This is a genomic window from Burkholderia sp. lig30 (assembly GCF_000687455.2).
In the GTDB taxonomy this organism is placed as follows: Bacteria; Pseudomonadota; Gammaproteobacteria; order Burkholderiales; family Burkholderiaceae; genus Burkholderia.
Genome location: NZ_JGVW01000093.1, coordinates 16623 through 36040, shown reverse-complemented (window position 1 = coordinate 36040; position 19418 = coordinate 16623). Strand labels below are relative to the sequence as shown.

14 protein-coding genes and 2 pseudogenes are annotated in these 19418 nt (G+C 68.7%); 8 read left to right on the top strand and 8 right to left on the bottom strand.

The annotated features are described in order from the left end of the window. Nucleotides 1-5 precede the first annotated feature (5 nt). Nucleotides 6-443, bottom strand: coding sequence for a VOC family protein (locus LIG30_RS18590; RefSeq protein ID WP_038714313.1), 438 nt, complete (start codon nucleotides 441-443; stop codon nucleotides 6-8). A 156-nt stretch (nucleotides 444-599) separates the two neighbouring features. Here LIG30_RS18590 and LIG30_RS18585 point away from each other — a divergent pair, with 156 nt between their 5' ends. Continuing rightward, on the top strand, nucleotides 600-1226 hold the full coding sequence (locus LIG30_RS18585; protein ID WP_038714312.1) for an RBBP9/YdeN family alpha/beta hydrolase: 627 nt from the start codon (nucleotides 600-602) through the stop codon (nucleotides 1224-1226). A 213-nt stretch (nucleotides 1227-1439) separates the two neighbouring features. On the opposite strand, the gene dapA is transcribed toward LIG30_RS18585, so the two are convergent. Further along, a complete protein-coding gene (dapA, locus tag LIG30_RS18580; protein WP_038714366.1) occupies nucleotides 1440-2333 on the bottom strand; it encodes a 4-hydroxy-tetrahydrodipicolinate synthase in 894 nt (297 codons plus the stop codon). Nucleotides 2334-3094: 761 nt separating this feature from the next. On the opposite strand from dapA, the gene LIG30_RS18575 reads away from it, so the two are divergent. The 5 genes and pseudogenes from LIG30_RS18575 to LIG30_RS18565 form a co-directional block, all read left to right on the top strand. Next, nucleotides 3095-3364 (top strand): DUF2164 family protein, encoded by a 270-nt coding sequence (locus tag LIG30_RS18575; protein ID WP_051995091.1) that lies wholly within the window; start codon nucleotides 3095-3097, stop codon nucleotides 3362-3364. Next, nucleotides 3342-3740 (top strand): hypothetical protein, encoded by a 399-nt coding sequence (locus tag LIG30_RS26540; protein WP_152986150.1) that lies wholly within the window; start codon nucleotides 3342-3344, stop codon nucleotides 3738-3740. Before LIG30_RS18575 ends, LIG30_RS26540 begins: the two co-directional genes overlap by 23 nt. A 76-nt stretch (nucleotides 3741-3816) precedes the next feature. After that, nucleotides 3817-3960, top strand: a pseudogene (locus LIG30_RS26535) (IS5/IS1182 family transposase); the annotation flags it as partial. Nucleotides 3961-4111: 151 nt separating this feature from the next. Beyond that, nucleotides 4112-5131, top strand: coding sequence for a sulfate ABC transporter substrate-binding protein (locus tag LIG30_RS18570; RefSeq protein WP_038714309.1), 1020 nt, complete (start codon nucleotides 4112-4114; stop codon nucleotides 5129-5131). Between the two features lie 112 nt (nucleotides 5132-5243). After that, nucleotides 5244-6209, top strand: a pseudogene (locus LIG30_RS18565) (ion channel); the annotation flags it as partial. 190 nt (nucleotides 6210-6399) lie between these two features. On the opposite strand, the gene LIG30_RS18560 reads toward LIG30_RS18565, so the two are convergent. After that, a complete protein-coding gene (locus LIG30_RS18560) occupies nucleotides 6400-7017 on the bottom strand; it encodes a glutathione S-transferase family protein (RefSeq protein WP_038714362.1) in 618 nt (205 codons plus the stop codon). A 350-nt stretch (nucleotides 7018-7367) separates the two neighbouring features. Here LIG30_RS18560 and LIG30_RS18555 point away from each other — a divergent pair, with 350 nt between their 5' ends. Further along, entirely contained in the window at nucleotides 7368-10940 is a 3573-nt protein-coding gene (locus tag LIG30_RS18555) for an indolepyruvate ferredoxin oxidoreductase family protein (RefSeq protein WP_038714307.1), read from the top strand. Between the two features lie 115 nt (nucleotides 10941-11055). On the opposite strand, the gene LIG30_RS18550 is transcribed toward LIG30_RS18555, so the two are convergent. Then, the gene (locus tag LIG30_RS18550; RefSeq protein WP_038714305.1) at nucleotides 11056-12723 is read right to left on the bottom strand and encodes a Na+/H+ antiporter; all 1668 of its coding nucleotides are present in this window, start codon (nucleotides 12721-12723) and stop codon (nucleotides 11056-11058) included. 286 nt (nucleotides 12724-13009) lie between these two features. Between LIG30_RS18550 and LIG30_RS18545 the strand changes: the two genes are divergently transcribed. Next, entirely contained in the window at nucleotides 13010-14305 is a 1296-nt protein-coding gene (locus LIG30_RS18545) for a sensor domain-containing phosphodiesterase (RefSeq protein ID WP_038714304.1), read from the top strand. Between the two features lie 150 nt (nucleotides 14306-14455). Here the strand turns inward: LIG30_RS18545 and bioB are convergent, their stop codons facing one another. Genes bioB through bioA form a run of 4 tightly spaced genes read right to left on the bottom strand, consistent with a single transcriptional unit; the run spans nucleotide 14456 to nucleotide 18764 of the window. Further along, nucleotides 14456-15478, bottom strand: a complete 1023-nt coding sequence (gene bioB / locus LIG30_RS18540) for a biotin synthase BioB (protein WP_038714303.1) — start codon at nucleotides 15476-15478, stop codon at nucleotides 14456-14458. 33 nt (nucleotides 15479-15511) lie between these two features. After that, nucleotides 15512-16231, bottom strand: coding sequence for a dethiobiotin synthase (gene bioD, locus LIG30_RS18535; protein WP_038714300.1), 720 nt, complete (start codon nucleotides 16229-16231; stop codon nucleotides 15512-15514). Then, nucleotides 16228-17421: an 8-amino-7-oxononanoate synthase gene (gene bioF, locus LIG30_RS18530; protein WP_038714296.1), complete on the bottom strand. Its 1194-nt coding sequence runs from the start codon at nucleotides 17419-17421 to the stop codon at nucleotides 16228-16230. The genes bioD and bioF overlap by 4 nt, the downstream gene beginning before the upstream one ends. After that, nucleotides 17418-18764: an adenosylmethionine--8-amino-7-oxononanoate transaminase gene (bioA, locus tag LIG30_RS18525; RefSeq protein ID WP_038714293.1), complete on the bottom strand. Its 1347-nt coding sequence runs from the start codon at nucleotides 18762-18764 to the stop codon at nucleotides 17418-17420. Before bioA ends, bioF begins: the two co-directional genes overlap by 4 nt. Between the last annotated feature and the right edge of the window lie 654 nt (nucleotides 18765-19418).

Sequence of the window (19418 nt, the reverse complement as noted above, 5' to 3'; positions counted from 1 at the left end):
GCCGGTCACTTCGCGAACAGCTGGCCGATATCGGCGAAGGCCTTGAATTCGAGTGCGTTGCCGCACGGATCGAGGAAGAACATCGTCGCCTGCTCGCCGACTTCGCCCTTGAAGCGGAGGTGCGGCTCGATCACGAAGCGGATCTGCGCGGCCTTCAGCTTGTCGGCGAGCGCGTGCCATTCGTCCATCGACAGCACGACGCCGAAATGGCGCACCGGCACGTCGTCGCCGTCGACCGGGTTGACCGCGCTCCTGCCGGTTTCGTCCGGCGCGAGGTGCGCGACGAGCTGGTGCCCGAAGAAGTCGAAATCGACCCAGTGAGAGGAACTGCGCCCTTCGGGGCACCCGAGCAGCTCGCCGTAGAACGCGCGCGCGTCGGCGAGGCTCGACACGGGGAAGGCGAGATGGAACGGGCGCAGCGCGCCGGTGGGCATAGCGGGCATCGGGCGTCTCCTGAATGAAGACCTCATTCTACGGGTTTACGGTGCCGTGGCGGATTGCCCCGTCGCCCGCCGAAATGCAAAGCACAATAAATTGGTTCGGCCGCCGCGCGCCGCGCGTCACAATCGTTCCCAGTCATCCTGGTAGCGAGGGCAATCATGCGCGCATGCAGCAAATCGGCCTGGCCGCCGCGGCTTGTGACCGTCCCCGGCCTGCACGGCAGCGAGGGGGCGCACTGGCAAAGCTGGCTCGAGCGGCAGTATTCGCGCTCGCTGCGTGTCGAGCAGGACGATTGGGATGCACCGCACCTGGCGCGCTGGGCGCAGTCGGTGCGCGCGCTCGTCGAACGCGAGCGCGGGCCGTTCGTGCTCGCCGCGCACAGCTTCGGCTGCCTCGCTGCCGCGCACGCGCTCGCGCAGTGGCCGCACGCGGGCGACATCGTCGGCGTGCTGTTCGTCGCGCCGGCCAGTCCGGCCAAGTTCACGTTCGCCGGGCCGTTCGACGCGCGGCGTCTGGGCGTGCCGTCGATCCTGATCGGCAGTGAAAGCGATCCGTGGATGCCGCTCGCCGACGCGCGCACGCTCGCGCAGCGGCTCGGCAGCGCGTTCGTCAACCTCGGCGACGCGGGACACATCAACACCGCGGCCGGCTTCGGGCCGTGGCCGCGTGCGAAGTATTTCGTCGATACGCTCGTCCATTGCGCGGCGCCGCTGCGGTTTCGCGACGACGCGGAGGAATGGGGCGGCGTGTCGGGGCCTCTTCAGGCGCTCACGGCGGTGATCTGAACGCGGGGAGTGGGTCGCCGCGGTGCCCCATCGGGCAGCCGCGTGGCCGCGCTTGTCCCTTGCCGGATTCGCGCCTCCAGCGTGCTCGCGGGATGCCGCGTCAGCGTTACGCGCATGAGGCCGCGGCAGCGTCCTGCGTGTGAGGCAGGCGTTGCAGCGGGCCGAACGAACCGATCGAATCGTCCGGTTCGCGCAACCCGTCCGCCGCGCCGCTCAGGCCGGCGTGCCGCTGTCTTCCTCACGCCGCAGCGCGGCAACGTGCGCGACGAGCCGCGCGCGCAGCGCATCGCTCGCCGGCACGAACGGCAGGCGCAGGCCATCGTCGAACCAGCCTTGCGCGGCGAGCAGCGCCTTGACGGGCGCGGGGTTCGGCTCCGCGAACAGATCCGCGACGAGCGGCTGCAACGCCGCGGCGAGACGCCGCGCGGCTGCAAACTCGCCATCGCGCAGCAACGCGTAGATGCGCACGTGCCACTCCGGCAGCACGTGCGCGCTGCTCGCGATCGTGCCGTGCGCGCCCGCGCACAGGGCGGCGAAGTTCTGGTTGTCGTCGCCGGAGAACACCCGCAGCGGCGTGTCGTGGACGAGCCGCATCATCCGGTCGATGCTCCCGCCGCACTCCTTGACGCCCGCGACGCGCGGGTCGCGCGCGAGCGCGCCGAGCGTGTCCAGTTCGACGTTCACGCCGGTGCGGTACGGGATGTTGTAGACGATGAGCGGCAGGTCCGACGCTTCGACGATCGCTTCGATGTGCCGCCGGATGCCGTCCTGCGTCGGACGCACGTAGACCGGCGGAGTCGCGAGCAGGCCGTCGGGGCGCAGCGCGGCGAGCTCGCGCGCACGCGCGGCGGCCATGTGCGTCGCGCTGGCCGTCAGCCCGAGCACGATCGGGTGATCCGGCACCGCGTCGCGCAGCGTCGCGAAGACCGCGTCCTGTTCGTGCGGATCGAGCAGCGCGCCTTCGCCCGTCGTCGCGCCGGCGATGAAGCCGGCGATGCCGACCTGCGCGTAGTGGCGCGCGAGCCGGGCGAGCGCCGCGTGGTCGACTTCGCCGTGATGGAACGGCGTGACGATCGGCAGCCAGATTCCTTCGAAACGTGTATGCATGTTGAGCCTCATGGTGGATACGGATGGTGGGAAACCGTTCCGCCGGCGGATTGCCGGAGCGAGGCGTGCGAGCGAGGAAGAAAAAACGAACCTGCGTGCATCCCGTCCGGCGATCGCCTGACGGGACGCGACATCCCCGTCAGTCGAGGAGCCGTTTTTTGAGTTTCAGCCCGGCCGCGCGCGCGCCTGCCGCGACGGCGGCAATGAGCGGGAGCGAGCGCAGGTGAGCGGACATGGATGAACCGGGAAAGGGGCTGAACGGGGATCTTAGCATTCCCGGCGGCAGTGTGTGAGATGAGATGACGGGATGGCACGCGACCGGCGGCGCATGGCGTGAGCAGCACGTGAGGCGCGGGCGAACCGTTCGAGCCGAACGAATTCGACTCACCACGTGTATGCCAACCGCCTAGCTCACAAGCGTTGAATCCTCATGACGTTTCACGTGAACGCTCTATGCTAATTCCGCAGCGCCGCAATTTTCGTACTTTTCTTATAGACGCACCAGTATTGTCATTACACCATTGATTTGTATTGAATAATGAATGACTTTGTCGCCAATTTTTGGAGGCGATCCGCAACTCCTGAGTCGGCAGAAGAGGGGGGTGGCAAGGGTGGGTTATTCCTGAAATTATTTGCCGGGCGATGCTGCGTGGTTGCGCAGTCGTAATCGATCAATGTGAGCTTTTCTTTTATGTCATAAAAGACCTTATTTAAGAAGTGGGTGGGGGCTGTGTTGCGTATGGGTGAGTCTTCATCGGAGGATGCAAAAATTTTATTTTCTAAACATCGGGGGTTATGTGGCTTCTGAAAAATTTGACATGGTTAAGTTCTCGTCGAAGGTTCGCGATCTTCTTTCGAGTGAGATAGACGTTGTTGTTGGAAATATGGAGGTCATACCTCTCGCCGAGAAGTTATATAAATTGGTTCGGGCTCAAGCGTACAACGAAGGACTGGCAGCAGCAAAGGCGGTCATCGAGCAAAAGATGCTTAACTTGTCTGACGAGTTGGATGTTCTGGCGCAATATGAATAATGAGTATTCGCTGCTGGATGTAAGGGCGGTCTGGATCGATTCTTATCGGAAGGGGTTGCTTGACTGGCTCTCGTATCTTGAGTCTCCTTTCTTTTTTGTGAGAAGAGGGGATAAGGTAATGTCGAGGCGTGAGCAATTGGCGGTCATGGAGAGAAGTCGATCGGCCTCATTATTTGGATTGGCTGGTGACCTTGATTTTAATGAGTCTATAGAGGAAATTCGTGATTTTTCGGGTTGGTCAACCGTGTTTGGGTCGGCTACGTTTTCCAGAAAGGGAGAGGTCGTAGGAAAGTATCGATTCTTCGAGCTGTGGCTTATTTCAGAGGGGCGGTGGCAGATTGCATCGCTTTGTTATGATGATATTCCATTGGGCTAGGGAAGCTAGCCCGTTGGAATTCCAGGAAGGTGCCATCCCATTGGATGAGTTATTGGGCTTTGGTGGAAAATATCGACGCACTGGGTGCATCGAGCGTGCCTTCGGCTGGATGGTTCGCTGGCGTCGTCTGGTGCGCGACTATGAGCAACGCGCCGATGTGTCCGAGGCCACGACCCATGTCGTGATGGGTAGGTTGCTACGCAGAACCGCTCATCCTTGAATTTTCAAACGGGCCCTAAGCAGATTTCCTCCTTTGCTTTCCACGACAGATTGGAAGGCCCGGCCCGATCGGCCGCTAGAATTTCCGCTTACGTTTGCATGACACGGCGCACCGCCGTCACGAATCCATCACTCTAGGCAGGACATATCAGATGAAACATACGAAGGGGATCGGCCGCCGTCTGCTGACGGGCGCGGCGGCCGCGCTGCTGGTCGCGGCCGGGGCCGCGCGGGCCGACACGTCGCTGCTGAACGTCTCGTACGACGTGACGCGCGAGCTGTACAAGGACATCAACGCGAGCTTCGTCGCCGCGTACAAGCAGAAGACGAGCGAGACCGTGACGGTCAGGCAGTCGCACGGCGCGTCGAGCGCGCAGGCGCTGTCGGTGCTGCAGGGGCTGCAGGCCGACGTCGTGACGATGAACCAGCCGAACGACATCGACCTGCTCGCCGAGCGCGGCCAGCTGCTGCCGAAGGACTGGCGCGCGCGGCTGCCGGACAACAGCTCGCCGTACTCGACGACGATGGTGTTCCTCGTCCGAAAGGGCAACCCGAAGCAGATCAGGGACTGGAGCGATCTCGCGAAGCCGGGCGTGCAGGTGATCATCGCCAACCCGAAGACGTCGGGCAATGGCCGCTACGCGTACCTGGCCGCGTGGGGCTACCAGAAGCTGAAGGGCGCGACCGACCAGCAGGCGCTCGATTTCGAGAAGGCGATCCTGCGCAACGTGCCGGTGCTCGACTCCGGCGGCCGCGGCGCGACGACGACGTTCACGCAGCGCGGCATCGGCGACGTGCTCGTCACGTTCGAAAACGAGGTCGCGCTGATGGACACCGGCGCGTCGGGCGCGCAGTTCGACGCGGTGTATCCGTCGGCGAGCATTCTCGCCGAGCCGCCGGTGGCGGTCGTCGACAAGGTGGTCGACAAGAAGGGCACGCGGAAGGTCGCGCAGGCGTACCTCGAGTATCTGTACACGCCGGCCGCGCAGGAGATCATCGCGCAGCACCATCTGCGTCCGCGCGATCCGAACGTGCTGAAGAAGCATGCGGCGGAGTTCAAGCCGCTGAAGACGTTCAGCGTCGAACAGGTGTTCGGCAGCTGGGCGAACGCGCAGAAGACGCACTTCGCGGATGGCGGGACGTTCGACCGGGTGGTCGTCGACCGGAAGTGACACGCCGAAGGCCGGCGGCGCGCGCCGTCGGCCTTTCATCGCGCGCCTCGGCGCATTCCCGCCCCGCATCCCCCGTGCTACGCTCGTCGCTTCCCGTCTGCAGCGATGCGCGATGAACGTCGATCCTTCCCCCCTTCCACCCCGAGGCCGAGGCCGCACGATCTGGTCGGGCACCCGCCACGTGGTCGCGTACGGCATGCCGCCGCTCGGCTGGCGCGACCTGTACCACCATGCGCTGACGGTCAGCTGGCCGGCGTTCTTCCTGTCGCTCGCGGTGATGTTCCTCGTCATCAACGGACTCTTCGCGAGCCTGTACATGCTCGGCACCGCGCCGATCGCGAACCTGGCGCCGGGCGGGTTCGGCGGCGCGTTCTTCTTCAGCGTCGAGACGCTCGCCACCGTCGGCTACGGCGACATGCACCCGCAGACGGTGTACGCGCACCTGGTCGCGACGTTCGAGATCTTCATCGGGATGTCGGGGATCGCGCTGGCCACGGGGCTCGTGTTCGCGCGCTTCTCGCGGCCGCGCGCGAAGTTCCTGTTCGCGCGCAGTGCGATCGTTCGGCCGCTGAACGGCCGGATGACGCTGATGGTGCGGGTCGCGAACGCGCGCCAGAACGTGATCGCCGAGGCGCGCGCGAAGCTGCGGCTGATGCGCGTCGAGGGCACGCGGGAAGGCTATACGCTGCGCAAGATCCATGACCTTGCGCTCGTACGCAGCGAGCATCCGGTCTTCCTGCTCGGCTGGAACCTGATGCACGTGATCGACGAAACGAGCCCGCTGGCCGGCGACACCGCCGAATCGCTCGCCGCGTGCGACGCGCAGTTGCTGATCACGATCGAAGGCTCGGACGAGACGACGTCGCAGGTGATGCAGGCGCGCTACACATGGGCGCACGGCGACATTCGCTGGTCTCACCGCTACGTCGATCTGATGCACGAAGAAGACGGCGTCGCGCACATCGACTACACGCGCTTTCACGACATCGAGCCGGTCGGGGACGATGCAGATACCGGCGTGCCGGGCGCGACCGCGCCCGACACCGCGCCCTCGTGCGACACGCCGGCTCCGGTCGCGACCGCAGCCACCGCAGCCACCGCAGCCACCGCAGCCACCGCAGCCACCGCAGCCACCGCAGCCACCGCAGCCGGTGCGGCCACCGCAGCCGGTGCGGCCACCGCAGCCGGTGCGGCCACCGCAGCCGGTGCGGCCACCGCACCCGGCACGCACCACGAAAGCGGCCCTCACGCGTGACGCAGCCGCCTCCTCACGCGTGATGCAGCAACCGCTCCGCTTCGCGCCGCTCGATCTCCATCGCGCGGCGGTAGCCGTCGCGGTCCTCCGCGCGCGCGACGTACTCGCCAAGCACGCCCTCGTGCGGCAGCAGGTGCGCGTCGAACGCGACCTTCAGCGTGCTCGCGAGCAGCAGGTCGGCGGCGGTGAAATGGCCGCCGACGAGCCACGGCGTATCGGCGAGGGTCTGAACGAGCGCGCGCTGCACGCGCGCGATGTCGCCCCAGCCGAACGCGACCGGGTTGCCTGACGCGCCGGTGAATTTCTCCGCCATCGCCGGCTCGACGCACGACGGTGTGAAGAACAGCCATTGCAGGAACCGGCCGCGCAGCGGATCGCCGGGCGCAATGCCGAGGCGTGTGCCGGGAAAGCGGTCGGCGAGATACAGCAGCACCGCGCCGGATTCGGCGAACGGCACGCCGCCGTCGTCGAGCGCGGGCAGCTTCGCCATCGGATTGACGCGCGTGAACGCGTCGCTGCCTTGTTCGTTCGCACGCAGGTCGATCGGCACCAGTTCGTACTGCGTGCCGATCTCCTCCAGCATCCAGAGCGCCCGGAACGCCCGGGTCTTCGGCCAGTAATAGAGTTTCATCACGCCTCCGCACGGTCGAGTGATCTTCCAGCGTACTCGATGCGCCGCCGCGCGGACAGGGGCGCCGACCCTCGTGCGATGACGTGCGCCGATTCGTCGCGCGGCGGCCAGGGCGTCGTGCGCCCGATCGACGATGCGCCGCCGGGGTGCGCGAAATTCTCCTCAATCCGGCCGTAAACGCTGCATGGTTCTTCTCGCTGGCCGCGCATTCGAGCAAGATAAGAAAAAAACATTCTCCGCGCGGCGCTAAAAAATAGAGACCATCCGGCTGCCCCCGCAAAGGGCGCGCAGCGGCGCACCGCGCCGCCCGCCACGGCAGCCCCAGAACAGCATAATCAGGAGACTTCCCCATGACCGCCCGCCTGCCCGTCGACGGCACGCCCGCTCTATCCGCCTATCGTCTGACCGACAACCTCACCGCGACGCGCGGCCGGATCTTCCTCACCGGCACGCAAGCGCTGGTGCGCCTGCTGCTGATGCAGCGCGCGGCCGATGCCGCGCAGGGCCTGAACACGGCCGGCTTCGTCAGCGGCTATCGCGGCTCGCCGCTCGGCATGGTCGACCAGCAGCTGTGGAAGGCGAAGAAGCTGCTCGATGCCGGCGGCGTGCGCTTCATGCCGGCGATCAACGAGGAACTGGGCGGCACCGCGGTGCTCGGCACGCAGCGTGTCGAGGCCGATCCGGAGCGCACCGTCGATGGCGTGTACGCGATGTGGTACGGCAAGGGGCCGGGCGTCGATCGCGCGGCCGACGCGCTGAAGCACGGCAACGCCTACGGCTCGTCGCAGCACGGCGGCGTGCTGGTCGTCGCGGGCGACGATCACGGCTGCGTGTCGTCGTCGATGCCGCATCAGAGCGACTTCGCGATGATGGCGTGGCACATGCCGGTCGTGAATCCGTCGAACATCGCCGACATGCTCGAATTCGGCCTGTACGGCTGGGCGCTGTCGCGCTTCTCGGGCGCGTGGGTCGGCTTCAAGGCGATCTCCGAGACGGTCGAATCCGGCTCGACCGTCGATCTCGACGCGTTGCAGACGCAGTGGCCCGCGCCGGCCGGCTATACGCCGCCTGCGGGCGGCCTGCACAACCGCTGGCCCGATCTGCCGAGCCTGTCGATCGAAGCGCGCCTCGCGGCGAAGCTCGACGCGGTGCGCCACTTCGCGCGCACCCACAGCATCGACAAGTGGATCGCGCCCGCCGCGCACGCGAACGTCGGCATCGTCACCTGCGGCAAGGCGCACCTCGACCTGATGGAAGCGCTGCGCCGCCTCGATCTCACCGTCGCCGATCTCGAAGCGGCCGGCGTGCGGATCTACAAGGTCGGCCTGTCGTATCCGCTCGAGATGACGCGCATCGAAACCTTCGTCGACGGTCTCTCCGAAGTGCTCGTGATCGAAGAGAAAGGCCCGGTGATCGAGCAGCAGATCAAGGACTACCTGTACAACCGCGCCGACGGCGCACGCCCACGCGTGCTCGGCAAGCACGACGCCGACGGCGCGTGCCTGCTGTCCGATCTCGGCGAGCTGCGGCCGTCGCGGATCCTGCCGGTGTTCGCCGCGTGGCTCGCGCGCCACAAGCCGGCGCTCGACCGCCGCGCGCGCGTCGTCGATCTGGTCGCGCCGCAGATCCTGTCGAACGAGGCGGACGCGGTGCGCCGCACGCCGTATTTCTGCTCGGGCTGCCCGCACAACACGTCGACGAAGGTGCCGGAAGGCTCGATCGCGCAGGCCGGCATCGGCTGCCACTTCATGGCGTCGTGGATGGAGCGCGACACCACCGGCCTGATCCAGATGGGTGGCGAAGGCGTCGACTGGGCCGCGCATTCGATGTTCACGAACATGCGCCACGTGTTCCAGAACCTCGGCGACGGCACCTATTTCCACTCGGGCATCCTCGCGATCCGCCAGGCGGTGGCCGCGAAGGCGAACATCACCTACAAGATCCTGTACAACGACGCGGTCGCGATGACGGGCGGCCAGCCGGTCGACGGCAGCATCTCGGTGCCGCAGATCGCGCGGCAGGTCGAGGCGGAAGGCGTGTCGCGCTTCGTCGTGGTGTCCGACGAGCCGCAGAAGTACGACGGCCATCACGACCTGTTTCCGAAGGGCACGACGTTCCACCACCGCAGCGAGCTCGATGCTGTGCAGCGCGAGTTGCGCGAAACGCCGGGTGTCACCGTGCTGATCTACGACCAGACCTGCGCGGCGGAGAAGCGCCGCCGCCGCAAGAAGGGCGAGTTCCCCGACCCGGACAAGCGCCTGTTCATCAACGACGCGGTGTGCGAGGGCTGCGGCGACTGCGGCGTGCAGTCGAACTGCCTGTCGGTCGAGCCGCTCGAGACGCCGCTCGGGCGCAAGCGCCGGATCGACCAGTCGTCGTGCAACAAGGATTTCTCGTGCGTGAACGGCTTCTGCCCGAGCTTCGTGACGGTGGAAGGCGCGGCGCTGAAGAAGGCCGCGGGCGCGGCGTTCGACGAGGCGGCGCTCGCCGCGCGCGTCGGCGCGCTGCCGCTGCCGGCCACGCATCTCGACGCGGCGCCGTTCGACATGCTGGTGACGGGCGTCGGCGGCACGGGCGTCGTGACGGTCGGCGCGCTGATCAGCATGGCCGCGCACCTCGAAGGCAAGAGCGCGTCGGTGCTCGACTTCATGGGCTTCGCGCAGAAGGGCGGCTCGGTGCTGTCGTTCGTGCGGGTCGCCGCGCGCGACGAATGGCTCAATCAGGTGCGGATCGACACGCAGCAGGCGGACGTGCTGCTCGCGTGCGACATGGTCGTCGGCGCGAGCGCGGATGCGCTGCAGACGGTGCGCCACGAACGCACGCGGATCGTCGTCAACACGCACGCGATCCCGAACGCGTCGTTCGTGCAGAACCCGGATGCGAACCTGCACGCGGATGCGCTGCTCGCGAAGATGCGACACGCGGCGGGCGAGCGCTTCCTGTCGAGTTGCGACGCGCAGGCGCTCGCCGCGAAGTACCTCGGCGACACGATCGGCGCGAACATCCTGATGCTCGGTTTCGCATGGCAGCTCGGCCTCGTGCCGGTGTCGCTCGAGGCGATGATGCGCGCGATCGAGCTGAACAACGTCGCGGTGCCGATGAACAAGCTCGCGTTTTCGATCGGCCGGATGGCCGCGGGCGACCCGGCGGCGCTCGACGCGCTCTGGAACGCGCGCCATGCGGCGCCTGCGGCGGTGGCGGCCGAGACGCTCGGCGAGCTGATCGCCGACCGCGAGGCGCGTCTTGCCGAATACGGCGGCGCGCGCTACGCAGCGCGCTACCGCGCGCTGGTGTCGGCGGCGCGCGCGAAGGGCGACGATGCACTCACGCGCGCGGTCGCGGCGACGTTCTACCGGCTGCTCGCGGTCAAGGACGAATACGAAGTCGCGCGCCTGTACAGCGACGGCGCGTTCCGCACCGCGCTCGAAGCGCAATTCGAGGGCACGCCCGGCCAGGATTACCGCGTGAAGTTCAATCTGGCGCCGCCCGCGCTCGCGAAGGCGGGCCGCGACGGCGGCGCGCCGAAGAAGCGCGTGTTCGGCCAGTGGATGTGGCCGGTGTTCGGGGTGCTGGCGCGCGTGCGCGGCCTGCGCGGCACCTGGCTCGATCCGTTCGGCGGTACCGTCGAGCGCAAGATGGAGCGCGCGCTCGCCGACGACTACGAGGCGACCCTGGGCCGCGCGCTGGCGGTGCTGACGGCGGACAACGCGGCACGCGTCGCGCAGCTCGCCGAGCTGCATGCGCGCGTGCGCGGCTTCGGCCACGTGAAGCTGCGCAACCTCGCGGGCGTGAAGCGCGCGGAGCGCGAGCTGGCGATGCAGCTCGGCATCGACGCTGCGACGAGTGCGGCGGTGCAGCATGCGCTCGACGAGGTGAAGGGCGCGGGGACGCTGAAGGGCATCCCGGTCGTCGTCGCGAAGTAGCGCGGCGGCCAGCACAAGCCCGTTGCCGGCGTGAACGGGCACTGGCACCCGAATGGAAAACGGCGGCGCTCGCTTCGGCGGGCGTCGCCGTTTTCACATGCGCGCGCGCCGCGCGTCAGACCAGCCCTTTCTTGCGCGTGGACAGCGCCGTTTCCGACAGGTCGATCTCGCGGATCAGCTTGGTGAGGGTCTCGTCGCTGATCTTGTGCTCGCCGCGCATCCGGTACAGCACCGTGCGCTCCGCGCGCAGCGCGGCGATCCGCATCTGCAGCTCCATCGACTCCGCCAGCTTCGCCTGCGTGCGCGGCGTCGCGCCGCCGTCGGCGAGCGCGGCGAGGCGGCGGCGGTACAGGTCCATCACGCGCGCGGCGACGTCCGCGCAGCGCGCGGCGCCCGTTTCGTCGAGATCGGTGGCGATCGCGTCGTGCGCCGAATCGACCGCGCGGATCGCCGACTGCGCGGCGGCCGCGCGCGCGGCGCGCTCTTCCTCGGCGAGCGGATTGCGCGTCGAGCGCACGCCGCGCAGCAGCATCGGCAGGCCGACGACGGCCACCAGCAGCGAGCCGACGATCACGCCCGACGCGACGAAGATCGCGGTGTCGCGCCCGGCGAGCGGCGCGCCGTCGCTCAGCGCGACCGGGATTGACAGCACGCCGGCGAGCGTCACCGCGCCGCGCACGCCGCCGACCGTCATCACCGCGATCGTGCGCACCCCGGCCATCGTGCCGGCCAGCCCCTGGCGCGCCGCGCGGCGGCTCGCGAACCAGCGCAGCAGCCATACCCAGACGAAGCGGATCGCATAGAGCGCGCTCATGATCGCGAGCACGTGGACGATCATCATGCCGACCAGCGCGTCGCTCGTGTGATGCGCGTCGACGAGCGCGCGGCCGATGATGTGCGGCAGCTGCAGCCCGAGCATGATGAACACCATGCCGTTGAACACGAACTCGATCATCGCCCACGTGCTCTCCGCGCGCACCCGCGCGGCGACGGTGCTTTTGCGGGAGAAGCTGGTGTAATTCATCATCATCCCGGCCGACACCGCGGCCAGCACGCCGGACAGGTCCAGATGCTCGGCGAACAGGTACGCGGCGAACGGCACGAGCAGCGTCATCACGATACCGGGCGCCGGGTCGCCTTCCTGCTCGGCGTTCAGGAAGCGCGTCGACAGCGCGCTGAACAGCCACGCGACCGCCGCGCCCGTCGCGAGCCCGCCCGCGGCGACGATCAGGAACGTCACCGATGCGTCGCGTATCGAGAACATGCCGGTGAGCGCGGCCGCGACCGCGAACTTCAGCGCGACGAGGCCGGACGCGTCGTTCATCAGCGCCTCGCCTTCGAGGATGTGCATCAGCTGCGGCGGGATCCGCCCCTTTCCGGCGATGCCCGACAGCGCGACCGCGTCGGTCGGCGACAGCACCGCGGCCAGCGCGAACGCGACGGACAGCGGCAACTCGGGAATCAGCCAATGCGCGAAGTAGCCGACCGCGAGTACCGTGATGAACACGAGACCGAACGCGAGCATCAGGATCGCGCGGCGCTGCAGGTACAGCTCGCGCTTCGGAATCCGCCAGCCGTCCGCGAACAGCAGCGGCGGAATGAACAGCAGCATGAAGATCTCGGGGTCGAACGCCACGTGCAGGTTGAACTTCGGCCACGCGAGGATCGCGCCGAACGCGATCTGCATCAGCGGCAGCGGCGGCTGCCACGGCAGCACGCGGGTCAGCGCTCCCGACAGCGCGACGGTGAGCAGCAGGATCAGGACAGTGAAGACGATTTCCATCGATACGGCGGTCGGCAAATGAAACGATCGGACGAGTTTAGCGTGCTGTGCCGATGCATGACGCCAAGCGCCGCGGTGCGTCTGCACCGAAGTGGTGCGCGCGGCGTGCCCGACGACGGTGCGCAGGCCACGCGCGGGCCGCGCACGGCCGTGCCTCGACCGCGCACGGAGCTTGCTTAACCCTGACGGCAACGAAGATGAAAAGACCGAGGGTAGATCAATGAAACACTGCGAGACGCCTTGTTCGTCAGCCGCCGCGTCCGCCGGTATCAGGAGGAGGGCCGTTATGACGACCGCGCAACACGAGCGTCCCGTCACCGCGTCGCCGTATCGATTCGAGCGCGAGGTGACGTCCGGGTTCGAGCGCCTCGCGACGCAGCACCACGACCTGACGCTCACGAGCGTGTTCCAGCCGATTTTCAGCTTGTCGCACCAGCGTGCGGTCGGCTACGAAGCGCTGCTGCGCGCGCACGACACGCTCGACCGGCCGGTGTCGCCGCTCGACGTGTTCGGCGAGGCCGCGCGCCACGGCGAGCTGCTGCAGCTCGACCGGCTCGCGCAGGCGCTGCATCTCGAGAATTTCGCGCTGCTCGGCGCGGAGCGCGAGTGGCTGTTCCTCAACGTGCATCCGGGCGTGCTGACCGATCCGTTCCAGGCGGCGGCACTGATGGCGAACCTGAAGCGGCTCGGCATGCCGCCGCGACGGATCGTGCTCGAAGTGCTGGAGCAGCGCGCCGACGATATCGAGCGGCTGGCCGACGCGGTGCGCGAATTCCGCGCACAGGGCTTTCTGATCGCGCTCGACGATTTCGGCGCCGGTCACTCGAACATCGAGCGGGTCTGGCACCTGAATCCGGACATCGTGAAGCTCGACCGGATCATGCTGTCGCAGGCCGCGCACCGCGACGGGCTGACGGCGATCCTGCACGGGCTGGTCACGCTGCTGCACGAGGCGGGCAAGCTGGTGCTGCTCGAAGGGATCGAGACCGAGCACGAGGCGCAGATCGCGCTGTCGTGCGAGGCCGATTTCGTGCAGGGCTATTTCTTCGGCCGTCCGGCGCCGGGCCTGCCGGATGGCGCGGCGGCGAGCACCAGCATCGGCGAGCTGACCGAGCGGTTCCGCGTGCAGGCGGAAGCGCGCGAGCGGCGCGACGCGCAACGTCTCGCGCCGTATCTGCGCGCGTTCCAGCGCGCGGCGGAGCGGCTCGCGGCCGGCGAGGCGCTCGACGAGGTGTGCTGGAATTTCCTTGCGCTCGACGACGCGGCGCGCTGCTTCCTGCTCGACGCGCACGGGCGGCAGGCGGGCCGCAACGTCGTGCTGCGCGCCGATCGCGCAGTGCGCGAGGCACGCTTCCTGCCGCTCGCGGACGCGCAGGGCGCGAACTGGCTGCGGCGGCCGTATTTCCGCGGGGCGATCAGCGAGCCGGGCCGCGTGCAGGTGACCCGGCCCTATCTGTCGATCAACGAGGCGCAGCCGTGCGTGACGCTGTCGATCGCGTTGCGGATCGGCGATTCGCTGCGCGTGCTGTGCGGCGACATCGATTGGCCGGATACCGACGCGATGCCGAACGCGGCCGCATGACCGGCCACCGCGAGCGACGGTGAGCCCGCCGATGCGGGCGACGCGCACGGCGCCGGGCAGGCATCGGGCTGGCCATCCCGCGGGGCCGGGTGCGTCCCGGCCCTGGCGGGAAAGCGGCGTGCGCAGGGGGATGCGCGCGCCGCGCGGGCATTACGACGCCGCGCCGGGCTGCTCCGACTGGCTCGCGTTGATGCCGAGCCGCGCGAACAGGTTGCGGTCGCGCTCGGTCTGCGGGTTGCTGGTCGTCAGCAGCTGGTCGCCGTAGAACATCGAGTTCGCGCCGGCGAGGAAGCACAGCGCCTGCATCGCGTCGTCGAGCTGCTCGCGGCCGGCGGACAGCCGCACCATCGCCTTCGGCATCGTGATCCGCGCGACAGCGATCGTGCGGACGAACTCGAACGGATCGAGCGGCTCGACGTTCTCGAGCGGCGTGCCTTCGATTGCAACCAGGTTGTTGATCGGCACCGAGTCCGGATACGGATTCAGGTTCGCGAGCTGCGCGATCAGGCCGGCGCGTTCGCGGCGCGATTCGCCCATGCCGATGATGCCGCCGCAGCACACGTTGATGCCCGCGTCACGCACGCGGTCGAGCGTGTCGAGGCGTTCCTGGTAGCTGCGCGTCGAGATGATCTGGCCGTAGAACTCGGGCGACGTGTCGAGGTTGTGGTTGTAGTAGTCGAGGCCGGCGTCGGCGAGCTGCTGCGCTTGCGCGTCTTCCAGCATGCCGAGCGTCATGCAGGTCTCGAGACCCATTTCCTTCACGCCGCGAACCATCGCGGCGAGCGGCTCCATGTGCCGTTCCTTTGGGTTGCGCCAGGCGGCGCCCATGCAGAATCGGCTCGCGCCGCTCGCCTTCGCGGCGCGCGCGGCGTCGAGCACCGCGTCGACGTCCATCAGCTTCTCCGCCTTCAGGCCGGTGTCGTGATGCGACGATTGGGAGCAGTAGCCGCAGTCTTCCTCGCAGCCGCCCGTCTTGATCGACAGCAGCGTCGACAGCTGCACGGCGTTCGCGTCGAAGTGCTCGCGGTGCACTTGCTGCGCGCGGAACAGCAGATCGTTGAACGGCAGGGCGAAGAGCGCCACCACGTCGGCGACGCGCCAGCGCGGCGCGGTGGGCGCGGCGACCGGCGTGGCGTCGGGCGTCGTCGTGGCGGCATTCTGGGCTTGGGTCATAGCGGTCATCCTGGATACGGGAAAGCGGTGAAATCAACGCCGCGCGGCGCGCAGCGTGTTGACGAGGGCGGCGATGTCGAGCATCGCCGCGGCGGATTCGGGCGCGGGCGGCGTCATGTGCGCGATGCGGCCGATGAGCGGCGCGCGGTGCTCGCGCGCGAGCCAGTCGCGGATGGTGTCGACGTTCTCGTCGGCGAACGACATCGCCGGATCGACGTGGTTCGCGATCCAGCCGGCGAGCGGCAGGCCGCGCGCGGCGATCGCGTCGGCGGTCAGCAGCGCGTGGCTGATGCAGCCGAGCCGCACGCCGACCACGAGCACCACGGGCAGGCCGAGCGCGACCGCGAGATCGGCGGTGTCGCGGGTGCCGTCGAGCGGCACGCGGAAGCCGCCGACGCCTTCGACGACCACGACGTCCGCGCGCCGCATCGCGTCGCGGTGGCACGCGACGATCGTGTCGATGTCGAGCGCGACGCCGTCCTGCGCGGCGGCGAGGTGCGGTGCGGCCGGCGCCTTGAGCAGGAACGGCGTGCGCACCTCGGGCGGCAGCGCGACGTTGGCGGCGGCGTCGAGCTGGTCGGCGTCTTCGTTGTGCCACACGCCGTCGCGCAGGAATGCGCCGGCAGCGATGGGTTTCATCGCGGCGGCGCGCAGGCCGGCGTGTGCGAAGCCGTGCAGCAGCGCGGCGGACACGAAGGTCTTGCCGATCTCGGTGTCGGTGCCGGTGACGAACAGCGAAAGCGGCGCGCTCATCGGGCGGCCTCGCTGGTTTCGCTGGCCTCGATCAGCGCGGCTTCGAGCCGCGCGAGATCGTCGAACGAATGCGCGGCCGACAGCGAGATCCGCAGCCGCGACGTGCCGGCCGGCACCGTCGGCGGCCGGATCGCGGGCACCCACAGGCCGTGCGCGTCGAGCGCGCGCATCGCGGCGAGCGTCGCGTCGTTGCTGCCGATCACGAGCGGCTGCACGGCGGTGTGCGAATCGACCGGCTGCCAGCGCGTCTTGCGCAGCAGCGCGCGGGTGCGCTCGATCAGTGCGGCCAGATGCGCGCGGCGCGCGTCGCCTTCGTCGCCGCCGATGACGGCGAGGCTCGCCGACACCGCATGCGCGACCGCCGGCGGCGACGCCGTCGTGAAGATGTAGCTGCGCGCGCGCTGGATCAGCCATTCGATCACGGTCTCGTGCGCGACGACGAACGCGCCCGAGACGCCCGCCGCCTTGCCGAGCGTGCCGACGTAGACGAGATGCGGCGAGCGCAGCGCGGCGGCCGCGAGCGCGCCGCGCCCTTGCGGGCCGAGCACGCCGAAGCCGTGCGCGTCGTCGACGACGAGCCACGCGCCGTGGCGTTCCGCGAGCGCGACCAGCTCGGCGAGCGGCGCGAGGTCGCCGTCCATGCTGAACACGGTGTCGCTGACGATCAGCTTGGTGCGCGCGTCGGAGGCGTCGAGCAGCGCGCCGAGCGCCGCGATGTCCGCGTGCGGATAGACCTGCACGTTCGCGCGCGACAGGCGCGCGCCGTCGATCAGCGACGCGTGGTTGAGCGCATCGGAGAAGATCGTCGCGTCCTTGCCGGTGAGCGCGGTGAGCGCGGCGAGGTTCGCCATGTAGCCGGTGCTGAAGTACAGCGCGCGCGGCGCGTCGGAGAAGCCGCCCGCGAACGCGGCGAGTTCGTCCTCGAGCCGTGCGTGCGCGCGCGAATGGCCGCCGAGCAAGTGCGAGCCGCCGCTGCCGGAGCCGTAGCGCTGCGCGCCGTCGGCGAACGCGGCGACGAGCGCCGGATGCGCGGCCAGGCCAAGGTAGTCGTTGCTCGCGAAGCCGACGATCTCGCGGCCGTCGACCGTCATGTGCGCGTCGCACGCGGTGTCGGCGGTGCGGCGCACGCGGCGCAGGCCGTGCGCGTCGAGCTCTGCGAGGCCGCGCTGCAGGGTGTCGAGCAGGTTCATCGGCCAACCTCCGCGAGCGTCGCGTCGAGGGTGTCGCGCGTGCGGGCCGCGAGCCACGCAATCTCCGTATCGTCGAGGATGTAGGGTGGCATCAGGTAGACGGTGGTGCCGATCGGGCGCAGCAGCAGCTCGCGTTCGAGCGCGTGCTCGAAGAAGCGGCGCGAGAAGCCGCGCGCGGCGTCGCCGTCGAGCGCGACGTCGAACGCGAACAGCGTGCCGCGCTCGCGCAGATGGCGCACCTGGGGGTGCCCGGCGAGCGGCGCGAGCGCGTCGCGCATCCGCGCCGACTTGCGCGCGTTGCTCGCGAGCACGTCGTCGCGCGCGAACAGGTCGAGCGTCGCGAGCGCCGCGCGGCACGCGAGCGGGTTGCCGGTGTACGAGTGCGAATGCAGGAAGCCGCGCGCGGTGTCGTCGTCGTAGAACGCGGCGAAGATGTCGTCGCGCGACAGCACGAGCGACAGCGGCAGGTAGCCGCCGCTGATGCCCTTCGACAGGCACAGGAAGTCCGGCCACACGCCGGCCTGCTCGCATGCGAAGAACGTGCCGGTGCGGCCGCAGCCGACCGCGATCTCGTCGGCGATCAGGTGCACGCCGAATTCGTCGCACAGCGCGCGCAGGCCGCGCACATACGACGGATCGTGCATCGCCATGCCGGCCGCGCACTGCACGAGCGGCTCGACGATCAGCGCGGCGATGTGCGCGGCGCGCTCGGCGAACAGGCGACGCACATCGGCAAGCGCGCGGCCCGCGACGTCGGCCGCCGTCTCGCCGGGCAGCGCCTGGCGCGCATCGGGCGACGCGACCACGTGCGCGTGGCGGATCAGCGGATCGTAGGCATCCTTGAACAGCGCGACGTCGGTGACGCCGAGCGCGCCGATCGTCTCGCCGTGGTAGCCGTTCGCGACGCAGACGAATTCGCGCTTGTCCGCGTGGCCGCGATTGCGCCATGCGTGAAAGCTCATCTTCAGCGCGATCTCGACGGCGGATGCGCCGTCCGACGCGAAGAACGCATGACCGAGCGTGTGCGCGGTGAGCGCGGACAGCCGCTCGGCCAGCTCGACCGCCGGCGCGTGCGTGCAGCCGGCGAGCATCGCGTGCTCGAGCGTGTCGAGCTGGTCCTTCAGCGCCGCGTTGATGTCCGGGTTCGCATGGCCGAACAGGTTGACCCACCACGAGCTGATCGCGTCGAGGTAGCGGCGGCCGTCGCTGTCGTACAGCCACGGGCCTTTGCCGCGCGCGACCGGGATCAGCGGCAGCCGCTCGTGATGCTTCATCTGGGTGCAGGGGTGCCAGACCGCGCGCAGGCTGCGCGCAACCCAGGCGTCGGTTGCTTGCGTACTCAAAACGGCTCCGGAACGTAACGCGCGGCGCGGCATCGTGTGCGGTGCGCTCGCGCGAGGGGAATGCGGTCGTGTCCGCCGGCATGCGGACACGCGAAACACAAAAACGCGCTGAGATTAGCGTGTTCCGCGCGCCGATGCACTAGGGGTTACAAGCGCCGCAAAGCCTTGCCGGACGGGAGTTCGGCGCAGATCGGCGCGGCTCGGAACGGTTCGGTTCGAATGCCCGGAAATGCCCGCAGATGACGACGTCCGAGTCATGCACCCCAGTAGAAAAAATCGTGCGGCGTGCGGGGCGGCCGGCGATGAAAACGGGGGTGACGAGCGACGATCGACGAGCGGCAGACGGCAGACGGCAGACGGCAGACGGCAGACGGCAGACGGCAGACGGCAGACGGCAGACGGCAGACATGCGGCGTGGCTTGCCGCGCGCGCAACGGTCAGGAAAGCGGCGGGGGCGCGACGCGATGTCGCGGCGGTGGCATGCCGTCTTTCGGCGGGCGGACGACGTGGATGAACGGGCGTGCGCAAGGGCGCATGGGCGCAGCGTGAGCCGGCGCGCGAACGGGGGCGATGCGGGAGTCAGGCCAGGACGAACGGACAACCGCGCGGCTTGCCGCCGCGCGATCGGTTATGAGCGAAAGGGAAAACGGTGAA

What these genes read in the sequence shown, in the direction of transcription:
- bioF (WP_038714296.1), bottom strand. Translation starts at nt 17,421, where the DNA reads ATGAACCTGCTCGACACCCTGCAGCGCGGCCTCGCAGAGCTCGACGCG.
- LIG30_RS18575 (WP_051995091.1), top strand. Translation starts at nt 3,095, where the DNA reads ATGCAAAAATTTTATTTTCTAAACATCGGGGGTTATGTGGCTTCTGAA.
- LIG30_RS18545 (WP_038714304.1), top strand. Translation starts at nt 13,010, where the DNA reads ATGACGACCGCGCAACACGAGCGTCCCGTCACCGCGTCGCCGTATCGA.
- LIG30_RS18570 (WP_038714309.1), top strand. Translation starts at nt 4,112, where the DNA reads ATGAAACATACGAAGGGGATCGGCCGCCGTCTGCTGACGGGCGCGGCG.
- LIG30_RS26540 (WP_152986150.1), top strand. Translation starts at nt 3,342, where the DNA reads ATGTTCTGGCGCAATATGAATAATGAGTATTCGCTGCTGGATGTAAGG.
- LIG30_RS18590 (WP_038714313.1), bottom strand. Translation starts at nt 443, where the DNA reads ATGCCCGCTATGCCCACCGGCGCGCTGCGCCCGTTCCATCTCGCCTTC.
- dapA (WP_038714366.1), bottom strand. Translation starts at nt 2,333, where the DNA reads ATGCATACACGTTTCGAAGGAATCTGGCTGCCGATCGTCACGCCGTTC.
- LIG30_RS18555 (WP_038714307.1), top strand. Translation starts at nt 7,368, where the DNA reads ATGACCGCCCGCCTGCCCGTCGACGGCACGCCCGCTCTATCCGCCTAT.
- bioD (WP_038714300.1), bottom strand. Translation starts at nt 16,231, where the DNA reads ATGAGCGCGCCGCTTTCGCTGTTCGTCACCGGCACCGACACCGAGATC.
- LIG30_RS18585 (WP_038714312.1), top strand. Translation starts at nt 600, where the DNA reads ATGCGCGCATGCAGCAAATCGGCCTGGCCGCCGCGGCTTGTGACCGTC.
- LIG30_RS18560 (WP_038714362.1), bottom strand. Translation starts at nt 7,017, where the DNA reads ATGAAACTCTATTACTGGCCGAAGACCCGGGCGTTCCGGGCGCTCTGG.
- bioB (WP_038714303.1), bottom strand. Translation starts at nt 15,478, where the DNA reads ATGACCCAAGCCCAGAATGCCGCCACGACGACGCCCGACGCCACGCCG.
- LIG30_RS18550 (WP_038714305.1), bottom strand. Translation starts at nt 12,723, where the DNA reads ATGGAAATCGTCTTCACTGTCCTGATCCTGCTGCTCACCGTCGCGCTG.